The sequence below is a fragment of the Streptomyces sp. NPDC033229 genome (assembly GCF_055576875.1).
Genome location: NZ_JBVIQR010000011.1, coordinates 133380 through 156529 on the forward strand (window position 1 = coordinate 133380; position 23150 = coordinate 156529).

General features: G+C 70.3%; 17 protein-coding genes. 1 reads left to right on the forward strand and 16 read right to left on the reverse strand.

Annotated elements, in window-relative coordinates; genetic code table 11:
- Positions 1-22 precede the first annotated feature (22 nt).
- From ACZ53N_RS12980 to ACZ53N_RS13045, 14 genes are all read right to left on the reverse strand, one after another.
- Positions 23-6172: an eCIS core domain-containing protein gene (locus ACZ53N_RS12980; RefSeq protein ID WP_469140927.1), complete on the reverse strand. Its 6150-nt coding sequence runs from the start codon at positions 6170-6172 to the stop codon at positions 23-25.
- A complete protein-coding gene (locus ACZ53N_RS12985) occupies positions 6169-6525 on the reverse strand; it encodes a hypothetical protein (RefSeq protein ID WP_469140928.1) in 357 nt (118 codons plus the stop codon). The genes ACZ53N_RS12980 and ACZ53N_RS12985 overlap by 4 nt, the downstream gene beginning before the upstream one ends.
- Positions 6516-8519: an ATP-binding protein gene (locus ACZ53N_RS12990; RefSeq protein ID WP_469140929.1), complete on the reverse strand. Its 2004-nt coding sequence runs from the start codon at positions 8517-8519 to the stop codon at positions 6516-6518. The genes ACZ53N_RS12985 and ACZ53N_RS12990 overlap by 10 nt, the downstream gene beginning before the upstream one ends.
- A gap of 36 nt (positions 8520-8555) precedes the next feature.
- The gene (locus ACZ53N_RS12995; RefSeq protein ID WP_469140930.1) at positions 8556-9830 is read right to left on the reverse strand and encodes a Pvc16 family protein; all 1275 of its coding nucleotides are present in this window, start codon (positions 9828-9830) and stop codon (positions 8556-8558) included.
- Positions 9827-10564: a hypothetical protein gene (locus tag ACZ53N_RS13000; RefSeq protein ID WP_469140931.1), complete on the reverse strand. Its 738-nt coding sequence runs from the start codon at positions 10562-10564 to the stop codon at positions 9827-9829. Before ACZ53N_RS13000 ends, ACZ53N_RS12995 begins: the two co-directional genes overlap by 4 nt.
- The gene (locus ACZ53N_RS13005) at positions 10557-11288 is read right to left on the reverse strand and encodes a T4 family baseplate hub assembly chaperone (RefSeq protein WP_469140932.1); all 732 of its coding nucleotides are present in this window, start codon (positions 11286-11288) and stop codon (positions 10557-10559) included. The genes ACZ53N_RS13000 and ACZ53N_RS13005 overlap by 8 nt, the downstream gene beginning before the upstream one ends.
- Positions 11289-11299: 11 nt before the next feature.
- The gene (locus tag ACZ53N_RS13010) at positions 11300-11824 is read right to left on the reverse strand and encodes a phage tail protein (protein ID WP_087924793.1); all 525 of its coding nucleotides are present in this window, start codon (positions 11822-11824) and stop codon (positions 11300-11302) included.
- Positions 11825-11831: 7 nt separating this feature from the next.
- Entirely contained in the window at positions 11832-13682 is a 1851-nt protein-coding gene (locus tag ACZ53N_RS13015) for a phage tail sheath C-terminal domain-containing protein (RefSeq protein WP_469140933.1), read from the reverse strand.
- Between the two features lie 47 nt (positions 13683-13729).
- On the reverse strand, positions 13730-13969 hold the full coding sequence (locus tag ACZ53N_RS13020; RefSeq protein WP_469140934.1) for a hypothetical protein: 240 nt from the start codon (positions 13967-13969) through the stop codon (positions 13730-13732).
- Between the two features lie 69 nt (positions 13970-14038).
- Positions 14039-14752 (reverse strand): hypothetical protein, encoded by a 714-nt coding sequence (locus tag ACZ53N_RS13025; RefSeq protein WP_469140935.1) that lies wholly within the window; start codon positions 14750-14752, stop codon positions 14039-14041.
- Positions 14749-17019 (reverse strand): hypothetical protein, encoded by a 2271-nt coding sequence (locus ACZ53N_RS13030; RefSeq protein WP_469140936.1) that lies wholly within the window; start codon positions 17017-17019, stop codon positions 14749-14751. The genes ACZ53N_RS13025 and ACZ53N_RS13030 overlap by 4 nt, the downstream gene beginning before the upstream one ends.
- 37 nt (positions 17020-17056) lie before the next feature.
- On the reverse strand, positions 17057-17860 hold the full coding sequence (locus tag ACZ53N_RS13035; protein ID WP_469140937.1) for a hypothetical protein: 804 nt from the start codon (positions 17858-17860) through the stop codon (positions 17057-17059).
- A 132-nt stretch (positions 17861-17992) separates the two neighbouring features.
- A complete protein-coding gene (locus tag ACZ53N_RS13040) occupies positions 17993-18652 on the reverse strand; it encodes a Crp/Fnr family transcriptional regulator (RefSeq protein WP_469140938.1) in 660 nt (219 codons plus the stop codon).
- Positions 18653-18734: 82 nt separating this feature from the next.
- Positions 18735-19298 carry a Pycsar system effector family protein gene (locus ACZ53N_RS13045; RefSeq protein ID WP_469140939.1) on the reverse strand — a complete coding sequence of 188 codons (564 nt, stop codon included), beginning with the start codon at positions 19296-19298 and terminating at the stop codon, positions 18735-18737.
- Between the two features lie 259 nt (positions 19299-19557).
- Here ACZ53N_RS13045 and ACZ53N_RS13050 point away from each other — a divergent pair, with 259 nt between their 5' ends.
- A complete protein-coding gene (locus tag ACZ53N_RS13050) occupies positions 19558-19998 on the forward strand; it encodes a hypothetical protein (protein ID WP_469140940.1) in 441 nt (146 codons plus the stop codon).
- Between the two features lie 47 nt (positions 19999-20045).
- Here ACZ53N_RS13050 and ACZ53N_RS13055 read toward each other — a convergent pair whose 3' ends face one another.
- Positions 20046-21146: a calcium:cation antiporter gene (locus ACZ53N_RS13055; RefSeq protein ID WP_469140941.1), complete on the reverse strand. Its 1101-nt coding sequence runs from the start codon at positions 21144-21146 to the stop codon at positions 20046-20048.
- 96 nt (positions 21147-21242) lie between these two features.
- On the reverse strand, positions 21243-22601 hold the full coding sequence (locus ACZ53N_RS13060; protein WP_469140942.1) for a glycosyltransferase: 1359 nt from the start codon (positions 22599-22601) through the stop codon (positions 21243-21245).
- Between the last annotated feature and the right edge of the window lie 549 nt (positions 22602-23150).

Here is a 23150-nt window from a genome sequence, read left to right on the forward strand (position 1 = left end):
ACCCCCTTGCAGCAAAGGCGAGCTAATTTCGGTGAGCGGCCGTGTACATCTCTATCACCGCTACCCGAACCTCTTGGAAGATCAGCTCCTTGACCTTCGCCTCGTACTCCTGCCCACTTTGAATATTCATGGCCTTCACTATAGCTTCGACCTTTCCCTCGACACCGAAATCTTTGATCCAGGTCGATACTGAATTTACGTGCCGGTCCGCAAGGGTACCGGCATTGCGAATGGGGCGCATGTCCCTTGTGTATTTATTGTCCAGCTTCTTGCGCTCTTCCTTCAAGTCCTCAGGCTTCGCTTTCGGGTCCGCCGCCTTCTGCCTTAACCGCTCCAGATCCCGTTCGCGTCGCTCCCGGATCCTCGCCCTCTCCTCCTCTATGGGCCGAGCACCGGTCAGATCCTCGCCGAGCCGCTCTCCCCCGGACTCAGATCCCGGAAAGGCTGCCGGTAAGGACTCAAATATCTTCTCCATCTCCCCGCTTCCACGACTCCCCTCGTTCGCCTTGACCAACCTCTGCACCGTAAGGGCATTCGTCACCATGGCCAGCGGATCACGCTCCACTTCCTGACCGCCCAGAAGCCACGCGGTCTTGAGCATGTCGGTCCGCTCCTTCCTGGGAATATCCTTGGCCTGTGGCTTCCCCCGGAAGAAATTATCGGCGTACTTAACGAAACCATCCCATTGATTTTTCTCGGTCAATTCCTCCGCGATGCCTACCTTCGTCTCCCCTTTCACCTTTTTGGTGAGGTAGATGTGGCTGAGTTGTTCAGCCGATTTGAACCCTTCGCCCACCACCACCTTTTTGGCAGGCTTGTCCCCCTTTTGGGTCCGGCGCAGGGAGGCTTCCCCTCCAGCGTCCGAAAAGTCCAGGGCTTCCTGCTCCCTCTGATTCAACATGTCCATGCCTCGCGTCTTGCGCGTAATGGCAGGAGGCGGAACAGGCTTGCTGACTGTATGCCGAGGGACAACACCCGGCTCCTTTTGAGTGATATTTACATGCTCACTCGCCTTGACGATAGTGGGATTGTTCTCTATCTCTATGGCAAGCTTGTGCAGGAAATCCAGGACCTCACGCTGAGGGATCGTTACCTTCAACCCTTCGAGGACTAGGTCCTCCGGATTGAGTACTGCCTGGATCCCGAATTTTTCCGCACCTCGAATCGCGAGGGAGGAGAGCCGATACCAAGCCCGCATCCCCGCGAGAACAGCACTCAGCGCGGGCTTGGGAACGCCACGGGCGAACAGCTTTCGAATCTTCGGCCGTATGCGGGCAACAATGCGAGCAAGCCGCTTTTCCTTCGCCTCCGGCGAGTTCTCGCGTTTTCTGCGCTCATCACGCTGCTGCTTGCGCTTGTTCCACCGCTCCCGCAACCGGTCCCGCTGCCGCGTGAACGCCTCACGAATCTTCTTCGCGCCGTTCGTCAGCGACTTCCCCAGCTTGCTGTTCTTGAGCTTCCGGCCCAGCGCCCGGGCCGCGTTGTTCACCTTCTTCAAGGCACCCTTCACCGCCGCCTTGGCGCCGTTCAGCGCGCGGCCCGCCGGCGACCGGCGGCTCGGCTTGGTGCGGGTCGGCGTGCCCCTGGCCGGGGTCGCCTTGCCCGACGGCGTGCGTTCACGCCGAGTCGGTCGCTTCGCCGAGGTCGGCCGGGGCCGAGGCCCCGGGCGGCGGGGGCCCTTCAGAGCCTGTGCCGCGCGGCCCAGGCTCGCCTTCGCCCGGTTCACCGCGGCCCCCGCCGCCTTCCGCGGGCCCTTCGTCGCCTTCGCCAGGCCCTTCATGATCTTCTGGGCCATCGCCTTGAGCCGCCCGCCGACCCCCTTCGCAGCCAGCTTCAAGCGGCTCAGCAGGAAGTTGGTGATGAACTCGAGGAGCGCGACCACGCCCGCCGCGACCGCCTGGGCGAACAGGCAAGCCGCTCCGACGCCGCTCTTGACCGCCTTGAGGAAGCCGAAGAATTTGCCGAACGCGGCGATGATCTTGCTGATCGTGCCCCAGGCCGCCATCAGGCCCTGAATGATCGTCATGATCGCACCGGCGGCCGGCACGATCATCGAGACGACCTTCTCCACCACGATGGAGATGATGATCGCGGGCAGCGACTGGACCAGCGCCTGCCAGGCCATCCGACCGATCTGGGCCATCGAGACGCAGCCCTTGACCAGGACGTTGATGATGGTCTTGCCCAGGCCGAGCACCGACTCGACCTTCTCGTTGAACCACGACTTCACCGCCGTCTTCACGGCGCCCCACAGGTGGTTCTGGATACCCTCCTTCGCTGCCGTGCCCAGCTTTGACAGCCAACCGCCCGGGTCCGGGGCGATGTCCGCGACCAGTGCCGCGAACTGGCCCAGCATCGCGATCGCCTTCTGCGCGAAGTCGATGGCGGCCACCACCGCGTCGCGGACCATGTTGACCGCGGCCTTGAGGCCCTTCTCCAGGAGGTTCAGCAGCTTGTTCAGGCCGGCGGCCAGCACGTCGAGGAGCTTGTTGACGGCTGCCTTGAGCTTGTCCGCCCACTCGTTGACCTTGGCTATGGCCTGGTCACGCCACTGCCGGATCTTGTTCCGGAATTTCTCGCGCAGCTCGGGGAACGCCGCCAGCAACACATCACCGATGGCGATCAGCGCGTCCGCGAGCTTCTTGATCAGCTCGACCGCGAACTTCCTGGCCTGCTCGATCGCCCAGTTGGCGAACTCCCGGAACTTCTCGATGATCCCGTTGACGATCTTGCGGAAGAAGTCGAAGATCCCGGTGACCACGCTCAGCAGCGCGTCGAAGGCCGCCTTCACCTTGGACTTGACCCAGCCCCACCAGCCGGAGGACTCCTCCTTCTTGCGTTCCTTCTCCTTACGGGCCTTCTCCTCCGCCTCCTTCCGGTTGTCCTGGATCTTCTTGTTGTCCTCGTCCTGGCGCTTGCCGACGTCCTTGTCCGTGTCGGTGCGCTTGGTGTCGATCTCCTTGTTCCTGTCGCCGTGTTCCTTCACCGCGTCGGTGTCGGCGCGGCCGATCTCCTCGTCCTGTTCCGACTGCCACTGCGTGCGCTCGGCCCGCACCTGCTCGGCGGCCTGGCCGCGCTCGCCCGCCTGGGCTTCGGCGTTCTCGGCGACGGCCTGGTCCTGGGCTTCCTGGCTCGCGCGGCGCTCCTCGGCCTCGGCCTGTTTCTGCTGGGACTGCTCCTGGCCCATGCGGCCCTGGCCCTGGCCGACCGCAGCCTGGATCTGCGGGCCCCGCTCCTGCTGGGCGACGACCGCCACCCCCGGCTTGGCCGCGGCGGCCGCGCCGGCCCGGCGCCGCCCGCCCGCACCGCCGCTGCCCCCTGGTACGTCGCCCTTGAGCACCTCCCCGGGCACGTCCGGGTAGATCTGGTCCTCGCCCATCGGCTTGGCCGCGTCCTCGCGGCCGACGCCGAGGATCTTCGCCGACGAGGTCTTGAGGTTCTCGGCCTGCTTGTCGGTGCGCCGGGGGTCGCTCTCCCCGGTGAGCTGCACCTTGGGCGCCGTGCCCACGGTGGTGTTCAAGGACAGGTCCGAGGTGGGCACCTCGCCCACCGCGTGCTGCATGTTCTGGACGTCCTGCGCGGTCACCTGGTTCGCCGCGTCATCCGCGACGTTGGGGCGCGACACGTCGGCCGCCGGGTTCTGTCCCGCGACCTTCTCTCCGTCGGCCTTCTTTTGTTCCTTACCGCCCTCAGCGCCTTCCCGCTCGACGCGTTCGGTGACCTGCTGGGCGGGGGCCGCCTCCTCCGGTGTGCCGGAGAGCGTGCGCGGGGCACCCGAAGGGCGTTGCGCGGTAGGGGCGTCGGCATCCAGAGCGGCGTGCTGCTCACCGACGGAGCGGTCCACCGCCCCGTCGACGCCGTCGAGCGTGGACACCATCTGGTCGGGCGGCAGGGTGCCGGCCGTGGCGAGGGCGCTTGGGGGGTCCTGGCCGGAGACATCGGGAGGTGCCGGCTTCTCCGCCTCCTTCTCCTTGCCGCCCGCCCCACCGCCACCGCCGCCACAGCCGCCCTCGCCGCCACCGGCCTCCTCGGTGGTGGGCTGCGGGGCGCCGGCGCAGGCGCCACCGCCGTCCTCCATGGAGGCATCCGGACCGGCCTGCGCACCGGGGGCACCCAAGGCGCCGGGTGCCTCGGCCTGCTCCGCGGCGGGACCCATGGCCCCGAGACCGGGGCCGGGCTCCTCGGTCTCGGCCAGGTCGCCGGGGGCTCCGGCGGGTTCCGGCCCGCCCGGGCGGGCCCGCTCGGAGCGGCCCCGCAGATCCGTCGGCGTGGCCTCGGCGGCAGCCGGTTCGGTGTCCAGCCGGCTGGGGCCGTCGCTGTAGGAGGGCTCGGGCGCCGCCTCCTGTTCCGTCTCCGGGCCCAGCCGACCCGCCTCGGGCCTCCCCGCCTCCGGGTCGGGTCCGACTTCCTGCTCGACCGGCTTGTCCGGCTGGAGGTCCCGCGCCGTGCGGCTCTCCGCCTCCCGGTCGGCCTCGCGCCGGGCCGAGGCGTCGGCCTCGGGCGTCGGTGCGGGCCGGTCGGCCGCGGCTTGTTGGGGAGCGGGCGGTTCGGGTGCCTCCTCGGCTTCCTCCTCCGCCTCGTTCTCCCGGTCCTGCTGGATCTCGTCGGCCTTCGTGCTCGGCGGCTCGGGAAACGAGGGTGCTTCCTGTGCCGCCGGTCCGCCGGCGGAGACATCGAGACGGTCGGCGGTCGGCACGGACGAGACATCGAGATCGGTGCTCGGGACGAAGTCCTCCGGACGCAGCTCCGGACCGGCCGGCTTGACGGTCTCCGGCTCCTCGTCCTTCGGGGTCTCGACTTCCTTCTCGGCCTCCGCCTCCACGCCCAGCGGCTCGTCCTCCGCCTTGCCGTTCTCCTCGTCGAGCAGGCCGTGCCGGGCCAGCGGACTGTCCTTCGCACCGGCGAGCTTGTCCACCTGCTCAGGGCGGGCCGGACCCGGCTGCTGGTCCTGGCGCCGGTCGACGGCCTTGGGCCTGGAACCCTCGGCAGGGCGGCGCTGCCCGGCCATGCGCTGCTGCTCGGGCGCACCGGGGGCCTGCGCGGCGGCAGCCACCTGGGGCGGTTCAGCGCCCACCACAGCCCCGCCGGCGGCGCCGACAGCGGCCTCTTGCGGATGCTCGGTTCCGGCCGGGTTCGTCTGTGGGGGCCGGGACTTGGACTCCTTGTCCTTGGCGCGCTCCTCCTCCTTTGCCTCCTCCTTTGCCTCCTCCTCGGACTTCTCGTCCTTGCCCTTGTCCTTCTGCTTCTCCTTCTGCTTGCCTTCTTTTTCCTCCTCCTTCTCCCCCTCCTCTTCCTCGCCCTTCTCCCCCGCCGGGCCCTTCGGCAGTTCCTTCGGCGGGACGTCGGGCTCCTCGGCCGGTTCGTGCGTCGGCTCCGTCACCGGCCCCGGGATCACCCCCGCGTCCGTCTCCGCCGGGCCGCGTTCGGTCCGCTCCACCAGTTCCAGCAGCCGCTCATGGTCCGACGACGGCAAACGGAGGGAGAGCCTCTCCAGCACCGAAGCCTTCAACTCCGGTGCGAAGCGCACCAGTTGTTGCCGCACTCGCCCGGCCGCGTCCGTCGGGTCGCCGCGCAGCGAGCGGAGGATGCCCGCGGTGAGGCGGTCCACCAGCGTCGCGGGGTCCAGCAGCTCGGTGCGGAACTGGTCGGCGCGCACCCGCGCGTACCGCAGCCAGCCCGGTGTGGCGTTCCGCGTCACCTCCGGGCGCGGGCGCTCCGAGCGGGCGCCGTCCTCGGCCTGCCGTTCCACCGCGTCCTGCGGCATGCTGACCGCGCCGAGGTCACGACCCGCCTTCAACGCGCCCAGGGGGTGCGGCGCCTGCACGGTATGCAGCAGTTCGTGGGCGACCAGCCGCCGGCCGTCCTCCGTTCCCGGGCGGAACCTCCCTTCGGCGAAGAAGACGTCCTCGCCCACCGTGACGGCGTCCGCGCCCAGCAGGTCGGTCAGCAGAGCCGCGTCACGGTCGGTGTGGACACGGACGCGGCTGAAGTCGTGGCCGAGCCGCTCCTCCAGCTCGCGGCGCAGGCCGAGGTCGAGCGGCTGTCCGGCGCCGGTGATGATCTCTTTGGGTTCCGGGGTGCGGGCCTTGGGCGCGCGGGCCTTGCGTTTGCGCTGCTGCGAAGCAGCCTCGTTCGTCTGCTGGTGACCGGCGGACACCTTCACCCGGCTCATGCGTCCCGCCCCCCGGGGGCCGTACGACTCACGCCCGTGTCTCCCCGGCCCGACAGACCGGCGTGCACCGCGCGCGCCAGCGCCGCGCCCAGCCGGTGCGGGGAGGCGGTGGCCGGCAGCGGTGGCAGACCTCGGAGGAGGTCCAGGCGGACGCCGGTGTCCCCGGCGATCGGGACACCGCGGTCCCGGACCAGCCGGTGGAGTTCGTGCCGGAAGGCTTCGGCGACGCGTTCGTGGTCGACATGCTCGAAACCGTGCAGCGCCAGCTCGCCGATCTCGACATGAACGCGCCCCGGATGCTCGCGCCCCCAATGATCGCGCCCCGGACCGCGGCCCGGATCCGTCACTCCCATCCGCGTACCTCCGAGGGGGTCAGCGAGCGTTCCAGCTTCACGTACTCGGTACGCGCGGCGGCCAGCATGTGCCGCATCCGCAGCGGGCTGCCCTCGTCGGCGGCGAGGAACGCCGCCGACAGGGCGATGTTCCTGATGGAGCCGCCCGCCACGGTGAGCTGGGCCAGTCGCTCCGGGTCCAGGTCCTTGCTCGGTGTCTGCCGGGGGATGACCCGGCGCCAGATCTCGGCGCGCTCCGGTACCCCGGGGAAGGGGAAGTCGACGATGAAGCGGATCCGGCGCATGAATGCCTGGTCGAGTGCCTGCTTCATGTTGGTGGTCAGGATGGCGAGTCCCCGGTACGCCTCCATGCGCATCAGCAGGTAGCTGACTTCGAGGTTGGCGTAGCGGTCGTGGCTGTCCTTGACCTCGCTGCGCTTGCCGAACAGCGCGTCGGCCTCGTCGAAGAGCAGCAGGGCGCCGCCGCGCTCGGCGGCGTCGAAGACCCTCCGCAGGTTCTTCTCGGTCTCGCCGATGTACTTGCTGACGATCTGGGAAAGGTCGATGACGAACAGGTCGACGCCCAGCTCGCCCGCGACGACCTCGGCGGCGAGTGTCTTGCCCGTTCCCGACCCCCCGGCGAACAGGGCGGTCACCCCGAGGCCGCGCCGCAGCACCGCCTCGAAGCCCCACTCCTGGTAGACGGTGGCGCGGCGCCGCACGTGGGCCACGGCTTCTCTCAACGCCTCGCGCTGGCGGTCGGCGAGGACGAGGTCCTCCCATCCGGCGCGGGGTTCGATCCGGCGCCCGAGCTCGTCCAGGGACATGCGTGCCTCGGCCAGGCCCGCTCGCCACGCCAGCTTCTTGGCGTCGCCCTCGGGGGCCCGGCGGACCGCTGCACCCGCCGAGCGGATGACATGGGCGGGCAGCGAGAACTGGGCGACGAGGTCTCGTACGTCCTGTTCCCGGACGCCCGCGACGCCGTCGAGTGCCCCGGTCCACAGCCGCAGTTGCTCGTCGGGGGTGAGGGGCTGGGCGATGACCCGTTCGCGGCGTGCCGTGAGGCCCGGCTGGGGTTCGTCGCTGGAGACGATCACGGGTACGGGCAGCTCGGCGAGGAAGGCCTCGGCCGCGCCGCGGCGTTCGGCCGCCCGGTCACCGCCCTCGATCAGGAGGGCGGCCGGCAGCAGGATGGCTTCGCGCTGCCAGAGCCGGGCGAGCCGGTGCCGTTCGGCGGGCTCGGTGGGCAGGTCGTCGGCGGAGGCGGTGTACAGGGCCAGGCCCGCGCGGTCGGCGGCGGTGGCGGCGATGTCCCAGCGGGTGGCGCGGTCCGCGCCGACGAGTTCGGTGTGCGGCGGCCCGTCGAGCTCGGCACCGGACCAGGCGCGGGCGATGCTCTCGGCGGCGTCCTGGTGACCGGGGGGCAGCTCCTCCCGGCCGGGGGCCCGGTGTCTGAGCAGTCCGTGCAGGCGTACGTCCAGGTAGGGCACGCCCACCAGGAAGTGCAGGATGCGTTCGTCCAGGCGTAAGCGTGACGTCGTCGGGGACGTTTCGTCGTCGAGCTCGATCAGCCGCCACCGGCGCAGCGGCCCGACGGGGGTCAGCGCGCTCCAGTGCGGGTCGTCGAGGGCGGCCAGGGCGAGGGCGAAGGTGGGGTGGGGGCGGGCCGGGTCGCCGCAGGCGGCGGCGCAGCGGGAGCCGGTGGTCGGGTCGGTCTCGGCCGCGGCGGCGAGGACGAGCACATCGCGTTCGAAGGGGGTGAGACCGAGGCAGGAGACGACGACCGCCAGGGCGTCGAAGGACGGGGTGCCGCTCGCCGGGGCGGGCGCGGACCTCGCGTCTCCGGCGGCGGGTTCGCCGGTCGGTGCGTCCGGGGTGGTGCGGGTCCCGGCGCGCGGGCGCGTGGAGGCGTGCGCGTCCAGGCGTCGGAGCACCGCCTCCACGGCGGCGGCGAGCGCCCGCTGGTGTGCGTCGTGCCGCTCGTTCATGTCCTCCCCCGACGTGTAGCGGTGCACCGCCCGGTCCCCCGTCTCGTCACCGTCCAGCCCCCGTCAGCGCGTCTCGCCGAGGTCGAGGGCCGGTCCGTCGAACGTGCCCCCGGCCGAGAACGTGAGCGCGCTCGGCACTCCGTCCACCTGGACCCGCACCAGGTAGGCGACGGGCCGTACACCCGCGATCGCGATCCTCAGCCGTTTGGGGTCGGGCCGTTGGCCGAGCGGAAAGGGCGCGCGGAACTGGTATCCGGCCGGGCGTCGGCCCGGGGGTGGCTGCTGCTCGTCGAGCAGGAGCAGCACCCGTTGGTCGGCGCGGAGCGGCATGTCGAGGCCGAGGACCAGGACGGCCGAGATCTCGTCGTCGCCGGTGCGGCCCTCGACGCCGATGGGCCCGGTGATGCCGGGGCGGCGGGCGAACGTGGCGGCGTTGGATTCCAGGCCCCAGTGCGGTGTCGCCGGTACGCCCAGGTCGAGGGCGTGGAGCAGTTGCACCGGGTGGACGCCGGGCGGCAGGTCGTCCGGCACCCGGATGACGGCCTGGTCGTCGCGTACCTTGTCGGCGTCGAGCGGCAGTTCGCGGCCGCCCACGCGGGCGGAGACGCGGTCGGCTCGCAGCCCCGTGCCGCGGGCGACCAGTTCGTGGCCCGCCGGCACCGGTCCCTCCACCGGTTCGGTGCCGGGTGGTGATCCGGCGGGGCGGGACAGCAGCCGGTCGATGAGGGGCTGCCGGGTGGGGATGGCCCGCACGGTGCGGCGCAGGACCGGCTTTCCGGCGATGGGCTCCTGTCTGCCCTCGATGAAGACGGCGGTGCCCTGATAGGTCAGGGACAGCGCGTAGGGGGTCTGGAAGAGCATCGACCAGAGCTTCGAGGCGTCGTCCACGTCCATCTGCGAGGGGGTGAACCGCACCCGCTGGGGTGCCGCCGCGAGGTCGCTTCCCACGAGGAACGGCGAAGCCACGGCCTCGTCGATCAACTCCTTGGGCAGCGTGGGAAGTTCGTGGAGGGTGCGGACGACCGAGCCGAGCAGGCGCTGGGCGACGAGTTCCCGTTCGTCACCGTAGAAGCTGACCAGATAGTGCAGGTCGAGGGCGGCGGCGGGTTTGGTGAGCAGGGTGCCGTCGCCCGTGCGGGTCGGTGTGTCGCGGTTGCGCAGCGTCCCGTTGGGCGTGACCTGGTACAGGAAGACGGTGACCGTGGGCTGGGCCGGGGGCTGGGCGGGTGGTTTGATGGCGGCGACGTCGACGGCGAACGGGACGTCGAGGGCGACGGAGTTCGCGATGAGCAGGCGCAGCGCTTCGGTGACGGTGGCGATGGCCAACGAGTTGCTCATGACTCCCCGCCCCTCCCCGTTCCCAGATACTGGTCGAGCGTCATGGCGGGCCCGGGCCGTCCGCCGTCTTCGGTCCCGGAGCGCCGGTCCGGTTTCGCCGAGCCCTGCCGCTGCCCGGCGGTGACCTCCAGGCGGCCGATGCTGACGTGGACGACCCGCTCGGGTGGCTTCTGGCGTCGGCGCCGGTCGCCGACGGCCGTGCCGTCGGCGGGCCGCCGGGGAGACTTGGGGCGGACGGTCGGGACGGCGGGTGTGCCGGGTGTCGGCGTGGAGGGCCGGGCGACCGGTGGGGCGGAACGCCGGGTGGCTTGTGCCGAGGGCCGTTCGGTGGCGTCCGGCCGTGCGGTGCCGGTGGGCCGGCCCTGCGCCCGTTCGCCGTTCGGTGCGGCGGTGGCGGCCGGCGGTAGGGGCGGGGCGACGAGCAGGGGTCGCGCGGGGACGAGACGTACCGCCGGGGCGGGGCGTTCCGGGGCCGGTGTCGTCGTCGCGCGGGGCGCGGGCGGGGCGGCCGGTGGGGCCGGACGCGGCGGCGCGGGTACGGGTGACGGCCCGGCGCTCCGGGCGGAGCCGGGAGCGGGCGCGGGCCCGGTGGTCGGCGGGGGTGCGTCCGTCCCGGCGGTCTCGATCCGTTCGAACGGCCCTGGCAGGCGCGGGCGCAGCCTCGCCACGGCGGTCGGCGCGCCCTGTCGGCCGGGCACGTGGCGTGCCAGCAGCCGGTCGAAGAAGTCAGGCATCCGCACACAGCTCCAGGTAGTAGCGGCGCCGCAGCGGGCTGAGCGCCAGGATCTCTGGTTCGCTCCAGCCGTACGCGGTGGCGAGCAGGTGGACGTCCAGGAGGGTGTCGCGGGCCCAGGCGTCCAGCTCGGCCCATAGGTAGGAGGCGATGTCGAGTTCGGCCCGGGTGGCCTTCCCGCACGCCGGGCAGGTGACGTTGAGGGTGACGTCGGCGAACGGATCGGATTCCTCGGAGACCTCGGCGATCCGTCGCTGCACATGGTCGGGCAGGGGCCGGTCCGCTACGTCCTGGCCGCCGTGCTCTGCCCGCAGGACGCACCGGGCCAGCAGCGCGGCTCTGGCCCGGTGCTCCGGTACGGCCTCGACCGCGGCGAGGTCGGCAGGGGCGGGCAGTCTGAACTCGACCGTCCACTCCCCCACTTCGACGCGGATCGGCTTGTCGGGTACGTCGCCGGCGGTACCCGGGCCGCCCGCGTCGAACGCGAACTCCATCTCCTCCCCGCACTCGGCGCAGTCGGTGCGCACCTCCAGTCGCGCCCCGAACAGCGCCCGCCGGACGGCGAAGAGCTCGGCGTCCCGCCGGCCCACCGGCACCGAGAGCAGCTCCCCGGCTTCGGATCCCGGGCGGGCGAGCCCGTGCAGGAGCAGGGCGCGCCCGCCGTCGTCGGACGCGAGTCCCGCCTCCCACGCGGCGAGCAGCGCCCCGGCCTTCAGGTGTTCCATCCGTGACCGGCCTAGGCCGGCTGCTGGTACGAGGGCTCTTCCGGCTCGGGGACCTCGTAGTCCCGCTCCCAGCCCTCGCATTCGAGCTTGAGGCTCTGGATGGCGACCGCGTTGGCGTTCGCGTCCAGTTCACCGACGATCTGGTACTCGCTGATCCAGGCGCGGTAGAGCTTGTGGGAGACCGCGACCTGACCTGCCTCGTTGAGCACCTGGATGACGATGTCCTTGCGGAAGTCGGCCAGTGACACCTCGGAGCCGCGGCCCGCGCCGACCATCCACACCTTGTTCGCCCAGCGGTCGAACTCGGTGTCGTGGGTGACGCCGCGTTCCAGCGTGACGGCTTCGAACTCGGTGCGCCCCGGTGATTTGCGCGGAGAGCTGGCGTCGCCTCCGTTGCGGTGCTTGACCACCTCGGTGGTGCGCTTGAGTGGACTGATCTTGCTGACGCCTGCGACGACGCGCCCGTCCCAGACGACCAGGAACTTGAAGTTCTTATACGGGTCGAACCGCTGCGCGTTGACCGTGAACTCGGCCATGGAGCTCCTATACCTCGATCTGTCCGGCCATCTGCTCGATCTTGACGATCACGAACTCCGCGGGCTTGAGCGGAGCGAACCCGACCACGACGTTCACCACGCCGCGGTTGATGTCGTCCTGCGTGGTGGTGTCCTTGTCGCACTTGACGAAGTACGCCTCGCGCGCGGCCGTGCCCTGGAACGCCCCCTGCTGGAAGAGCGTGTGCAGGAACGCGCCGATGTTGAGCCGTATCTGCGACCACAGGCGTTCGTCGTTGGGCTCGAAGACGACCCACTTGGTGCCGCGGTACAGGCTCTCCTCGAGCATCAACGCCAGCCGCCTGACCGGTACGTACTTCCACTGGGAGGCGAGGACGTCCGCCCCCGCCAGGGTCCGTGCACCCCAGATCACCGGGCCGACGACGGGGAAGGAGCGGAGGCAGTTGAGCGCCACGGGGTTGAGCAGCCCGTTCTCCCGGTCGGTCATCGGGACGGTGAGCGCCCGTACCCCGGCCAGCCGGGCTTCGGTTCCGGCCGGTGCCTTCCACACCCCGCGCTCGCTGTCCGTGCGGGCCATGACCCCGGCGACGGCGCCCGACGGCGGGAAGGCCCGCAGCCGCCCGGTGACCAGGTCGACCATCTCGAGATGCGGGAAGTACAGGGCCGCGTGCGGGCCGGGCACGGACTCGAACATGGGCAGGCCGGCCCGTGCGGCGTCGATGCTCCGCCACGCGGCGGGCGCGTCGGCCACCAGGAACATCCGCTTCTCCTGGCACAGGGCCACGGCGGCGGACAGGACGGTCGCGGCGTCATCGACGTTGGTGTAGCCGGCCACTTCGGGCAGGATCAGGAGGTTGACGTCCTGGACCTCGCGCAGGGCGTTGATACCGGTCTTGCCGGCCTCGCTGCCGATCAGGTCGGTCGGTCCCGGCGGGCTCGCGTCCTGACCGCCGTCGAGGACGAAGGCGGGCGGCCGGGCGAAGTCCTCGAGACCGAGCGGTCCCGCGGCGTCACCGCTGAAATGGACCACGTCGTCCTTGTCGAGGGAGCCCGCCACGACCTGGAGCCGCTGCCCGAACGCGGTGACCCGGGTACCCGCGAAGGCCCGCTTGCCCGGGGCGTCGGGAAGGGCCCGCAGTTTGCGTTCCAGCAGGAGGGCGAGTTGCGGCACGGATTTCGGTGGCGAGTCGCCGTCGGCCTGCGGATCGTAGATCTTGAATGTGTGCTTGACCGCGCCGATTTTCACGTCGATCGCCGAGGTCAAATCCGGAATCCGTTCCCCGAACGGCTTGGACACCGTACCCACGGGGTCGGGGCGACCGCCCCGGGCCAAAGTCACCTGGACCAGGGAAGAAGCGGAATCCACCAGGGCTTTCACGTAACGGGGGTGGGCCGGATCCATGGAGATTCCGGTGAAGGATTCCCGTGATCCGCCCGCACTGTCGAAAACGTGCAGGTTGAACGTCTCTTTCGGCTTCGGCGTGTCGTAGTCGATCGCGACGCGCAGCCCGGAGCCCCATGCGCCCGGCTCCTTGGCGGTCAGCCCCAGCGCGTCGGCCGCCGCCTCGGTCTCGCTCGACGTCAGCGTCACCCCGGCGGATTTACCGGTCCCCGCGGCGCCCACCCGCACGACGACCGCGACCGATCCCCCGTTGAGGAAGAACTGCTGGACGGCATAGCTGACCGCGCTGTCCGAGGCGAGACCGCCGAACCGGCGCTCGTAGTCCGCGAAGCTGGTGATGGTCACCGGCCGGTTGACCGGGCCCCGGCGGGTGTGCCCGAGGAACGCGGCCACGGAGGTGCTGACCGCCGTGATGGTACGGACGCTGCTGGGAAGTTCTTCGATGTAGACGCCGGGATAGGTCGGTTGCACCGGCATTGACCCTCCATTTCCTCCGGACGCCAAGAGATATGAAGGGGAGCTGATCATTTTTCAGCGTTCGGTGCGCCATGCAGCGTCGCATGCGAATGCAAAATAGGACGTTCCCCGTCATAAACCTCGCGACTCCATGCCGCGAGGGACTCAAGCACCCGCTTGGGACTCCTGGTGCCTCTGCGCGTGCCCATCATGGGTTCACTCGCAGCACTAGTCAAGATCTGAAAAGCATCTGCATTTTCTTCAAGTGTCGCCGCCGATAGATCAATTGGATATTGATCTTCACTCATCCGACCTGATCAAGAAATGCGGAAAACTGAATTCCGATCCGGGGAGACGTCAAAACCTGTGCCGGGCCCCTATGGGCTGCCTCCTTCCGGCTCGTCCAGCAACTGGTCGACCACCTCCCGCAGCTGGTACCGGTCGATGAGCTCGGGAAGGGTGTCCTTGAACGCCCTCAGCAGCAGCTTCATCGCGAGCCGGTCGCCGTGCCGGTCGGGGAGCTCGACGGAGAGCGTCTCGAGGCAGTCGAGCAAGGGGTACCACCACTGGCCCCCCACCCGCAGGCTGCGCGACAGACGTTGGAAGTCCTTGATGTCCGCGGTCCTGAGGTCCTGGGGGTGCCGTTCCAGATGGTCCAGGAGAACCATTTCCGGATCGCTGTAGAGGTGTTCCTTGAGGTAGCGCAGGCGGGCCACCCTGGCTCTGTCCCCGTGGTACTGCTCGGCGTCCGCGCGCGCCCGCGCCGACAGTGTCAGCCGGGCGCGCGCGGAAAGCTCCGAGTCCGCCGTCCCCGGGATCGGGACGGGGTGGCCGAGCACCGCGTTGAGCGCGTCCTCGGCGCCGCGGACGTCCGTGGCCTCCCAGTTCCCGGTGATCGAAGTGGCCAGCCGTACGAGTTCGGTGATCACCACGGCTTCCGGGGTGTGATGCCCGGTGCCGCCCAGCACCCACCTGGCGGAGAACGTCGCCGTGAAGCAGATGCCCGGAGTGCCGCTGCGCAGGGACCTGGGCTCGGCGAAGGTGTGCTCGGTGTACACGGGTGGGCGTCGGCGGCGGAATCGGAACGTCACGCGGGGTACGTCCTCAGGGGGAGCTCTCCGAGGTCGGGGTCGTCCCCGAGGATGTCCCGCAACTGCGTGCCGGGGTCGCTGCCGTCCGGCCTGCGGACCTTGCCCAACTCGTTGATCAGCCGTGCCAGCGCCCTGAATCCGACCCGGTCGGAGACGGCGTCCTGGAAGAGTGCGAGCACCTGGTCGTGCATCGTGCCTCCGTCGGCTCGCAGCCAACGGGTGAGCTCGTCGATCACCTCCGCGTTCTCGTCCAGGTCCGCGAACAGCTCACGCAGCGCGGCGGTGACGTCCAGCTCGGGTGCGGCCCCGGTCAGGAGCCACGGGCGGTTCCCCGCATCCACGGACATGAGGGCGAGCGTTCCGAGGTTCACGGCGCGTGAGCCCCCGCTCCCGGCCTGGTGCTGCCAGGCGGTGACGGATTCGGCGAACCAGCCCGTCAGCCGGGGTGCGTTCGCCACCTCCTTGAACGTGCGCAGGACATCGGCGGTGACGTGCTCATCGGCGCGGTTGTCTGCCACCCTGCGCAGCCGGGTCAGCGCGGGGACCGGCTGGTCGTCGAGCAGTTCACGACAGACGGCGACGACCAGCCGCTGCGTGTTCGCGTCCTTCTGTCCCGCCCAGGTGTACAGCAACTGACGGGCGCGGCGGCCCAAGTGCTCATCGCGCGCCGCCCCGGCCATCACGGCGGTCGCCAGCTGTGTCTTCCCCAGGGCAGCGGCCTGCTTACGGACCTCCGCGAGCTGCGAGTCGTCCTGATGGTAGGTGAGCACTCCCAGAATGGCCCGTACGGCCGGATCGTCACCGGCGGCACGGCTGTCCTCCTCCCCGCAGGACACCATCCACCCGATGAGCCGCTCGTGCAGCGGGTGGTACTGGTCCCATATGTGCGTCAGGAGGGCGTCCCCGTAGGTCGGCGAGGTGAACTGCGCCTCTCCGAAGCGCACATCGGCGCCGACGTTCTCAAAACGGGTGCGCAGTCCGACACCGCCGAGGACATGCGTCAGATCGACGGGCCCCTTCCGTTCGCCGTTCTTCGGCGCACCCGACACGGCCGCGCCCGCCAGAATGCCCGCCAGGCGCTCGGCGTCGGCCTGGATCCTGGTGACCGGGCCGGAGCCACGAACAGCCAGGGCGAGGGACAGACAACGGTCGTCGACATCGAGCGGCGCCACATTGCCGTGCGGCGTCGCGAGGGCCCGCACCCCCGGCCTCGTACTGTCCGCGAAACGGCTGCCGAGGATCGTCGCCCAGCCCTGGGCCAGTTCCCGGATCGCCGAGCGAAGGCGGCCCTCGTGGTCCGCGAGGGTGGCTCCCTCTTCGGCGGCGGCACGGGCGTGTTCCTGTGCCAGGTCGATCATCTCGTCGACCAGCCACACCGCGCGGGCGGGTGTCCAGTCCTCGATGCCGTCCCGCACCGTCGGATCGTCCAGGTAGTGCGTCAGGCTCGTGTGCCCGCGGGCAAGCAGGTGCGCCCGCGCCACCTGGTCGGCTTTCGGGTGGCTGCTCAGCCGTACCACGGCCGGCCCGGCGGGCACTTGGCCCGCGACGTGGGACCAGAGTTCCGGGGTGATGGTGATGACGAGACGGGAGCCGATGCCGCCGAGGTTCCGGGCGTGCTGTTCGAGACCGGTCAGGAAGGACCTGTCGATCCTGTCCCGTTCCGGGTCCTGGAAGTCGAGCAGATAGGCCGAGTCGGGCTGGACGGGAAGCTTGCTGACCAGCGGACGGTCCCAGCTGGGCTCGACCACCTGCAGGGCCACGGTCTTTTCGGTCGCTTCGGCGAGCAGGCGCAGGGAGAACGTGGTGGCGCCGTGCCGGCGCGGGGCGACGAGGAACACGACGGAGGTTTCGTCGAGCGCCCCGGCCGCGCGTCGTCGCACTTCCCGCCACACCTCCGCCTCGACGTAGGAGGCATCGGAGAGGACGTGTTCACGGGAGACGAGGACGGTCTCCAGCAGGTCGGCGGTGCGTACCTCATACGTCTGGCTGACGTTGATGGGTCCGGTGGCACCGACGATGAGGTTGCCGACGGTATCGATCGACGGTGTGCGGCCGGGGAGCGTGAGCGTGGCGATCGGCACGTACGGCTGTGCTCGGGGCATGGGCAGTTCCCGACTCGGGCTGTCCTCCGGTCGGACCGGATCCGCGGGCAGCTCCCGGTCGGGCCCCTGGGCCGTGGCCTGCGGATCAGGGGCATGGGTGTGGTCCACGGGCGGGTTCGGGGCTGCCTCGTCGGATACCGGCCGGCCGGGTACGGGCTCGTTCACATGTCCTCCTCAGGACGACGTTCGGGGTGCCGGTCGCTCATCGGCCGGACGGCCTGAAGTCCTGCGTGAATGACAGGTCCCCCTGGGGCGTATCGATGATGTTGCCTACGGTTTCGATGGCGAACCTGGGAGCGGCCGGCACCGGCGACGCACCCGGCGCCTCGGGAGACGGCGCCGCCTCAGCGGCCCGCTCGGATCCGCTTGCGGTCGGGGCACCGAGATCGGCCGGGCTCCGCCGGGGGACGTGGACCCACGCGGTCTCGGAGTACTTGTTCTTCACCTCGGCCCGTGTGGGCAGGAAGTCGTGCTCGGTGAGCCGTGTCGTGCGCCGAGGACGCACGACGGCCTGGAACACCGCTTCGGAGATCACCAACGCGACGTACGAACCCAGTGCCCGCGCCTTGTCCACCGCGTCACGGGCCGCGTCACTGTCGATCAGCCGGCACGCGTCGTTGATGGGATCGCCCCGGTAGCTGTCGGGAAGCGGGCCTACGTGAACGCTCATGCGCACCCGGATCTCCGGAGTCGACGCGAGGCGTTCCCGGTCGTGGCGGGCGAGCACGCCGTCGAGTATCTCGGGCAGGGGGTCCACAAGCCGCCACATCCGGCGGACCGGCAGGGCCAGGATGCAGCCGTCACCGGTGTCGCTCCAGTACGCGCGCTCTTCCCATTCCCGTCCGAGGCCACTCTCCGCGAAGGCGGTGGCGAGCATGCGGTCGAGGTCGCCCCGCATGGCGGGCATGCGGTGGGAGGGAACCTTGCTGTACCCCTTCATGTCGATCACGACCAGGGCTTGGTAGTCCGGTATGTCACGGACGTCATCGGGCTGTTGGGCATCCATGTGCGCACGTCCTTCTGTCGGAGGGAGCGTTGAGGAAGTGTTCGGGACGATGATGCGCGCCCCGCGAAGCCCCCGCTGCCCAGAACTGGGCACGGCGCGCATGGCCTGTGTCTCATCGTGCCGCGGGGCACCTCACCGGGGACCGACGACGCGCCTCAATCCGTCGAGATGCTCGAGGACGAGCCCACCGCCCGGCGCGGCGCGGATCCATCCCTCGGCGCGCCAGGGTGAGAGCGAATGCACCACGGAATTGCGTGAGGTGCCGATGAGCTGGGCGAGCTCCTCCTGGGTCAGCCCGATGTGCACGGGCAGGACAGTCGGCTGTCCCGAGGCCTCGGCCAGGCGGAGCAGAGCCGCGGCGAGCCGGGCGGGAGCGGGGGCGGTCGCCAGTTCCTGGCGGATCTCTTCGCTCTCCCTGATACGGCCCACCGCGTGCCGCGTCAGCGCGTGCATCAGTCGGTGCTCGCTGACGAAGGCTTCGAAGTCGGGTGCGGGCACGGTGTGCACCCGGCAGGGGCCGGCCGCCATGACGGTGGCGCTGCGGACTCCGCCGTCGAGCAAGGAGAGCTCGCCGAGCAGTTCGCCGGCTCCGCGCACGGCGAGCAGCGTACGTTGGCCCCGCCCGTCCCGCCGGGTGACGGCGACGGATCCTGAGCACAGCACGAGGACGTGGGTGGCGGGAGCGTCCTGGCGCAGCAGCAAGCTGCGGGGCTCCCGGGGCCGCTCCGGGGCGAGGCGCAGCAGGGCGTTCCACAAGCGGTCGCCGAGCAACGCCCGATGGGACTGGTACAAGGCACCCCCGGTTGAGGAGAGGGGAGGTGCGGGCCGCCCGCAGCCTCGACAGGCCGTCAGGGGTAGAGCATATTCAACCCGTTCACCGTTCGGCGACCGCGTCGACGAACGCGGTCAGGGCGCCGAGACTTGCCGCCGTCAAGGCCAGCTGCGACAGCAGGGTGGCCCGGCGCAGCATCCTGAACTTGGCCTGAGCGAGGAAGGACAGCTCCGTGACGCGGCGGCTTTCGGCCCGGGCCAGGTCGGCGGTGGTGAGGCCGGCTACCACGGCCAGCAGCTCGTCGGTGGTGGTCTCCGCGCAGTCCAGGTAGCAGGCCGGTCGTCGCCGGTTCCCGGCCCGGAGCGACGGACGCACGGCGGAGAGGCACTGTCCGACCGAGAGGACGAAGCACGCGCCCGCACACCACAGACCGGTCACGGCCCCCAGGGGCAGGGCGTGCGCCGCTGCGGACACCGCCGCGATCACCGCTCCCAGACCGGCCCCGGCCGTGCCGCAGACCGCCGCCGCCTTGGCATCACCGCGCTGCAACTCCGCGAAGGCGTCACCCGCCAGTACGCGCAGACGCTCGACCGCGACCTCGTCCGCGGAGCGGGATGCCAAGGAGCACGAAGAGGGGTCGGGGTCCGTGGTGCGAGGTGTCCTCATGCCGAGGTGGTTCATGGTCCCTCCAGGGTCCGGCCGGAAGTCCGGGCAGGTGACCCCAGAGTGGCTGTGTGCGGGGCGGGACGCTGCCCAATGCTGGGCACTCGGGAGGAGATCCGCGGCACGTGCCGCTGCCCGAGCGGATCCGGCTTCCCCGGGCACCACAGGGCCGCGGGCGTCTCGGGTACTGAGTAGGTGTACCGATGCCTTCTGAGTACCCGTCCCGAAGCGCGTCGCCGGGGCCGGAGGGTTCACTGCCCGTATGAACGATCAAGAGACGGTCGCGGACCGCGAACTGCGGCGGGCGTGGGCCACCGCCAACGCCGCGGACGCCGCCGCGGACGCACGCGACACCTCACCCCGAGGGCCCGCCGACCGCGACGAGACCGCCTGGGTGGCACCCGGCTGGGCCACGGGACTGGCGCTGTTCCTCATCCCCGTGGCCATGATCTTCGGCGGGCTCTCCCCGATGGCCACGGACAGTTGCGGCCCGGACCACTGTTCCGCTGCCCTCGATCAGGCCCTCGCGGGCATCATCGGATGCCTCTACGCGACCGTGTTCGGCACGCCCGCGCTGCTTCTGACCTCCTGGCTTCTGCCACGTCGCATGCGGTTCTCGACGGCACGCAGGATCGTCGCGTGGTGCGCGCTGCTGCCACCGGTGATGGTGATCCTCATGGTCTTCGCCCTGCCGGAGGGATGAGTCCACCGGCGGGGCAGGCGGGGGCCGTGCGGCGCCGATACGGCGGGTCAGGGGCTGACCGCGAGCACGAGGTAAGCCGCCAGCAGGGAGAGGTGCACGCCGCCCTGGAGCGGCGTCGCGCGGCCCGGGATCACCGTGAGGGTGCCGACGACCACCGTCAGGGCCAGCAGCACCATGTGGGTCGCGCCCAGGCCGAGCACCAGCGGGCCCTCCAGCCAGATCGAGGCCATCGCGACCGCGGGAATGGTCAGGCCGATGCTGGCCATGGCCGAGCCGAGTCCGAGGTTGAGACTGGTCTGGACGCGGTCGCGGCGGGCCGCGCGCACGGCCGCGATCGTCTCGGGGAGCAGGACCAGCAGCGCGATGACGACCCCGACGACCGAGGCGGGCAGACCGGCGGCGGCCACCCCGGACTCGATCGTCGGGGAGACCCCCTTGGCCAGACCGACCACCGAAAGCAGGGCGACGGCCAGCAGGCCGAGACTGGTGAGAGCGACCTTGGACGAGGGCGGATCGGCGTGGTCATCGGCGTCGATGACCACACCCTCGGCGGTTACCGGCAGGAAGTAGTCACGGTGCCGCACGGTCTGGGTGGCCACGAACAGCCCGTACAGGATCAGCGCGGCGAGCGCCGCGAAGACCAGCTGGGCCGAGGAGAACCGCGGTCCCGGGGTACTGGTGGTGAAGGTCGGCAGGACCAGGCTCAGCCCCGCCAGCGTCGCCACGGTCCCGAAGGCGGCGCCGGTGCCCTCGGCGTTGAACACCGCCACCCGGCGCCTGAGCGCGCCCACCAACAGCGACAGGCCGACGATGCCATTGCAAGTGATCATGACGGCGGCGAAGACGGTGTCACGGGCGAGGGAGCTGCTCTTCTCGCCGCCGTCGGCCATCAGGGTCACGATGAGGGCCACTTCGATGATGGTCACCGCGACGGCCAGCACCAGCGATCCGAAGGGTTCGCCGACCCGGTGCGCGATCACCTCCGCGTGGTGCACCGCGGAGAGCACCGCACCGGCCAGACAGCAGCTCACCAGCGCCACCATCCCGGCGGACAGTGACCGCCCCCAGGTCAGGGCGAGGACGACGGCGGCCAGGGCAGGCACAAGGAAGGGCCAGCGCCCGGCAAGCGTGCGGAGCTGATGGTTCATAGGGCAAGCTTCGCAGATTGCCCGGAAAATCCCTTTCACCCGTGTTGCTGGAATGCGTGCAGCGCCCCGACGTCCTGCGTGACCATCGGGTGACGATCAGGCCGCCTCCGCCTCCCGGGCGGTCTTGGTCCAGCCCGTCTGCCCGCGGATCATGCGGAACAAGGCACTCCAGGCGCAGAGGAACGACATGTAGTTCATGACGACGAAGGAGTGCCCGAGCAGCAGGGCCCGCCGCACGCCCACGGTCCTGTCCCGGCGCAGATACGTCCAGGACGTGGCGAGCGCGGGCGCGAAGGTGAGCAGGTACCAGGCGATGAGGTTGACCGGCCACTTCAGCCAGGTCGCGTTGACGGCGGCGACACGCCGACCGTGCAGCACCAGCACATTGGGGCTGCGGATGAACCAGATCAGGCAGTACTGGAAGAGGATCGACCAAGGCAGGTCCAGCACCCAGGGGACCAGCAGGTAGGAGAACATCTCCAGGGCGGCCAGGTGTCGCATCCGAGGCGCCCGCCATATCTCGCCCATCCGCCGGATCGCCGTCATATGGCCCTGGTACCAGCGGGTCCGCTGCCGGACGAGCCGTCGCAGATCGCTCACACCCTGCTGGTCCACGGAGGCGTGGGCGGTGGTGCGCAGTCGCCATCCCCGCGCGGCGAGACTGATGGCCAGGTCCAGATCCTCGGTCAGCGATTGCGACCACGGGCGGTCCCCCAGGCCGTCCAGGGCGGAGAGCCGGGTGAACTGTCCATTGCCACCGAGGCTGACGGTCGACGTGAGGTTGCGGCCGAACTGGGTGACCGCCGCCATCGCCCAGAACTGGTAGTCCTGAAACCACGTCAGGAAGTTGCCGCGGCGGTTACGGATGCGCACACCGAGCTGTACGCCGCCGACGCGGGGGTCGTCGAAGAGCGGCAGGACGTGGCTCAGCGCCCGGTCCGACAGGCGGCCGTCCGCGTCCATCACGCACACGATCACCTCGCCGGGATCCTGGCCGCGCGCCGCGACGCTCTCCCGGATTCGCCGGATTCCGTGGTTGAGGGCCTCGCCCTTGCCCTGTCGGGCGTTCGGCAGCTCCCGACGCAGCACGACCGCCTCGCCCGGCCGCCCCGCCACCCGCGCCTCGTCACCGGCCCGTTCCGCCTCCTGCCCGGTGGCATCGTCCGAGCCGTCGTCGATGACGACGACCGTGGTACGGGGTCCGAGCAGCCCGGTGACCGTCGTGCCGATCACGGACTCCTCGTTGAGACACGGGATGAGGGCGTACAGATGCCGGCAATCGTGGCGGCCCAGATGTGGGCTGCCGTACACGGTGTCGCCCTGGACGCGCAACGCGGCTTTCTGGCGGCGCAGTTCGATGAGGCCCGCCCCCATGGCGAGGGCGAGATAGCTCGCGGACATGCCGATGACGGCAAGGCCGATCGTGTCAACGGCCTTCAACAGCTTGCGTCTCACCGACGGGCCTCCCACTTCTGACGTCTCCATGAGGGCAGCCGCACCGGTACTGCGGGAGCCGGCAGTGGGTGCGCGGGTACCGCAGGAAGGCCTTCGGCCTTCTCCGGGGCGGGTTCAGCCATCCAGATGCTCCCGGTGATGCGACGCTGCATCTCCCGTCCCAGGACGAAGCCCACGGGCACCACTGCCGCACCGATCGCCGCCAGGAGTGCGCCGCGTCCGGACGCGCCGCCTCCCCCGACACGGGTCGCCGCCATGCCGCCGACCAGCGGCCAGGTGAATCCCGTGTACATAGTGCGGCGGCACCTCCGGGCAGCAGGGAGCGCGTCCTGCGCGCAGGGGGGAAGAGAGTCCGACCACTCTTGCTCAGGAAACGGCCGGTGACCAGACCCCACCACAACGCACATAGGGCGCCGGAGGGCAGTTTCGCGCCGACCCAGGAGGTATCCGTATTCCCCACCCGCCAGGCACACCAAGGGGTTTCCGCCCAATAAATCCCGACACTGTGGGGATCCGGCCAATCACGCCGTATCGAGCCCATTGCACGCC

Bases quoted from the DNA above. Each gene is read 5' to 3' on its own strand.
- ACZ53N_RS12980 (WP_469140927.1), bottom strand. From the start codon at position 6,172: ATGAGCCGGGTGAAGGTGTCCGCCGGTCACCAGCAGACGAACGAGGCT.
- ACZ53N_RS12985 (WP_469140928.1), bottom strand. From the start codon at position 6,525: ATGGGAGTGACGGATCCGGGCCGCGGTCCGGGGCGCGATCATTGGGGG.
- ACZ53N_RS12995 (WP_469140930.1), bottom strand. From the start codon at position 9,830: ATGAGCAACTCGTTGGCCATCGCCACCGTCACCGAAGCGCTGCGCCTG.
- ACZ53N_RS13000 (WP_469140931.1), bottom strand. From the start codon at position 10,564: ATGCCTGACTTCTTCGACCGGCTGCTGGCACGCCACGTGCCCGGCCGA.
- ACZ53N_RS13005 (WP_469140932.1), bottom strand. From the start codon at position 11,288: ATGGAACACCTGAAGGCCGGGGCGCTGCTCGCCGCGTGGGAGGCGGGA.
- ACZ53N_RS13010 (WP_087924793.1), bottom strand. From the start codon at position 11,824: ATGGCCGAGTTCACGGTCAACGCGCAGCGGTTCGACCCGTATAAGAAC.
- ACZ53N_RS13015 (WP_469140933.1), bottom strand. From the start codon at position 13,682: ATGCCGGTGCAACCGACCTATCCCGGCGTCTACATCGAAGAACTTCCC.
- ACZ53N_RS13020 (WP_469140934.1), bottom strand. From the start codon at position 13,969: ATGAGTGAAGATCAATATCCAATTGATCTATCGGCGGCGACACTTGAA.
- ACZ53N_RS13035 (WP_469140937.1), bottom strand. From the start codon at position 17,860: ATGGATGCCCAACAGCCCGATGACGTCCGTGACATACCGGACTACCAA.
- ACZ53N_RS13045 (WP_469140939.1), bottom strand. From the start codon at position 19,298: ATGAGGACACCTCGCACCACGGACCCCGACCCCTCTTCGTGCTCCTTG.
- ACZ53N_RS13050 (WP_469140940.1), top strand. From the start codon at position 19,558: ATGAACGATCAAGAGACGGTCGCGGACCGCGAACTGCGGCGGGCGTGG.
- ACZ53N_RS13055 (WP_469140941.1), bottom strand. From the start codon at position 21,146: ATGAACCATCAGCTCCGCACGCTTGCCGGGCGCTGGCCCTTCCTTGTG.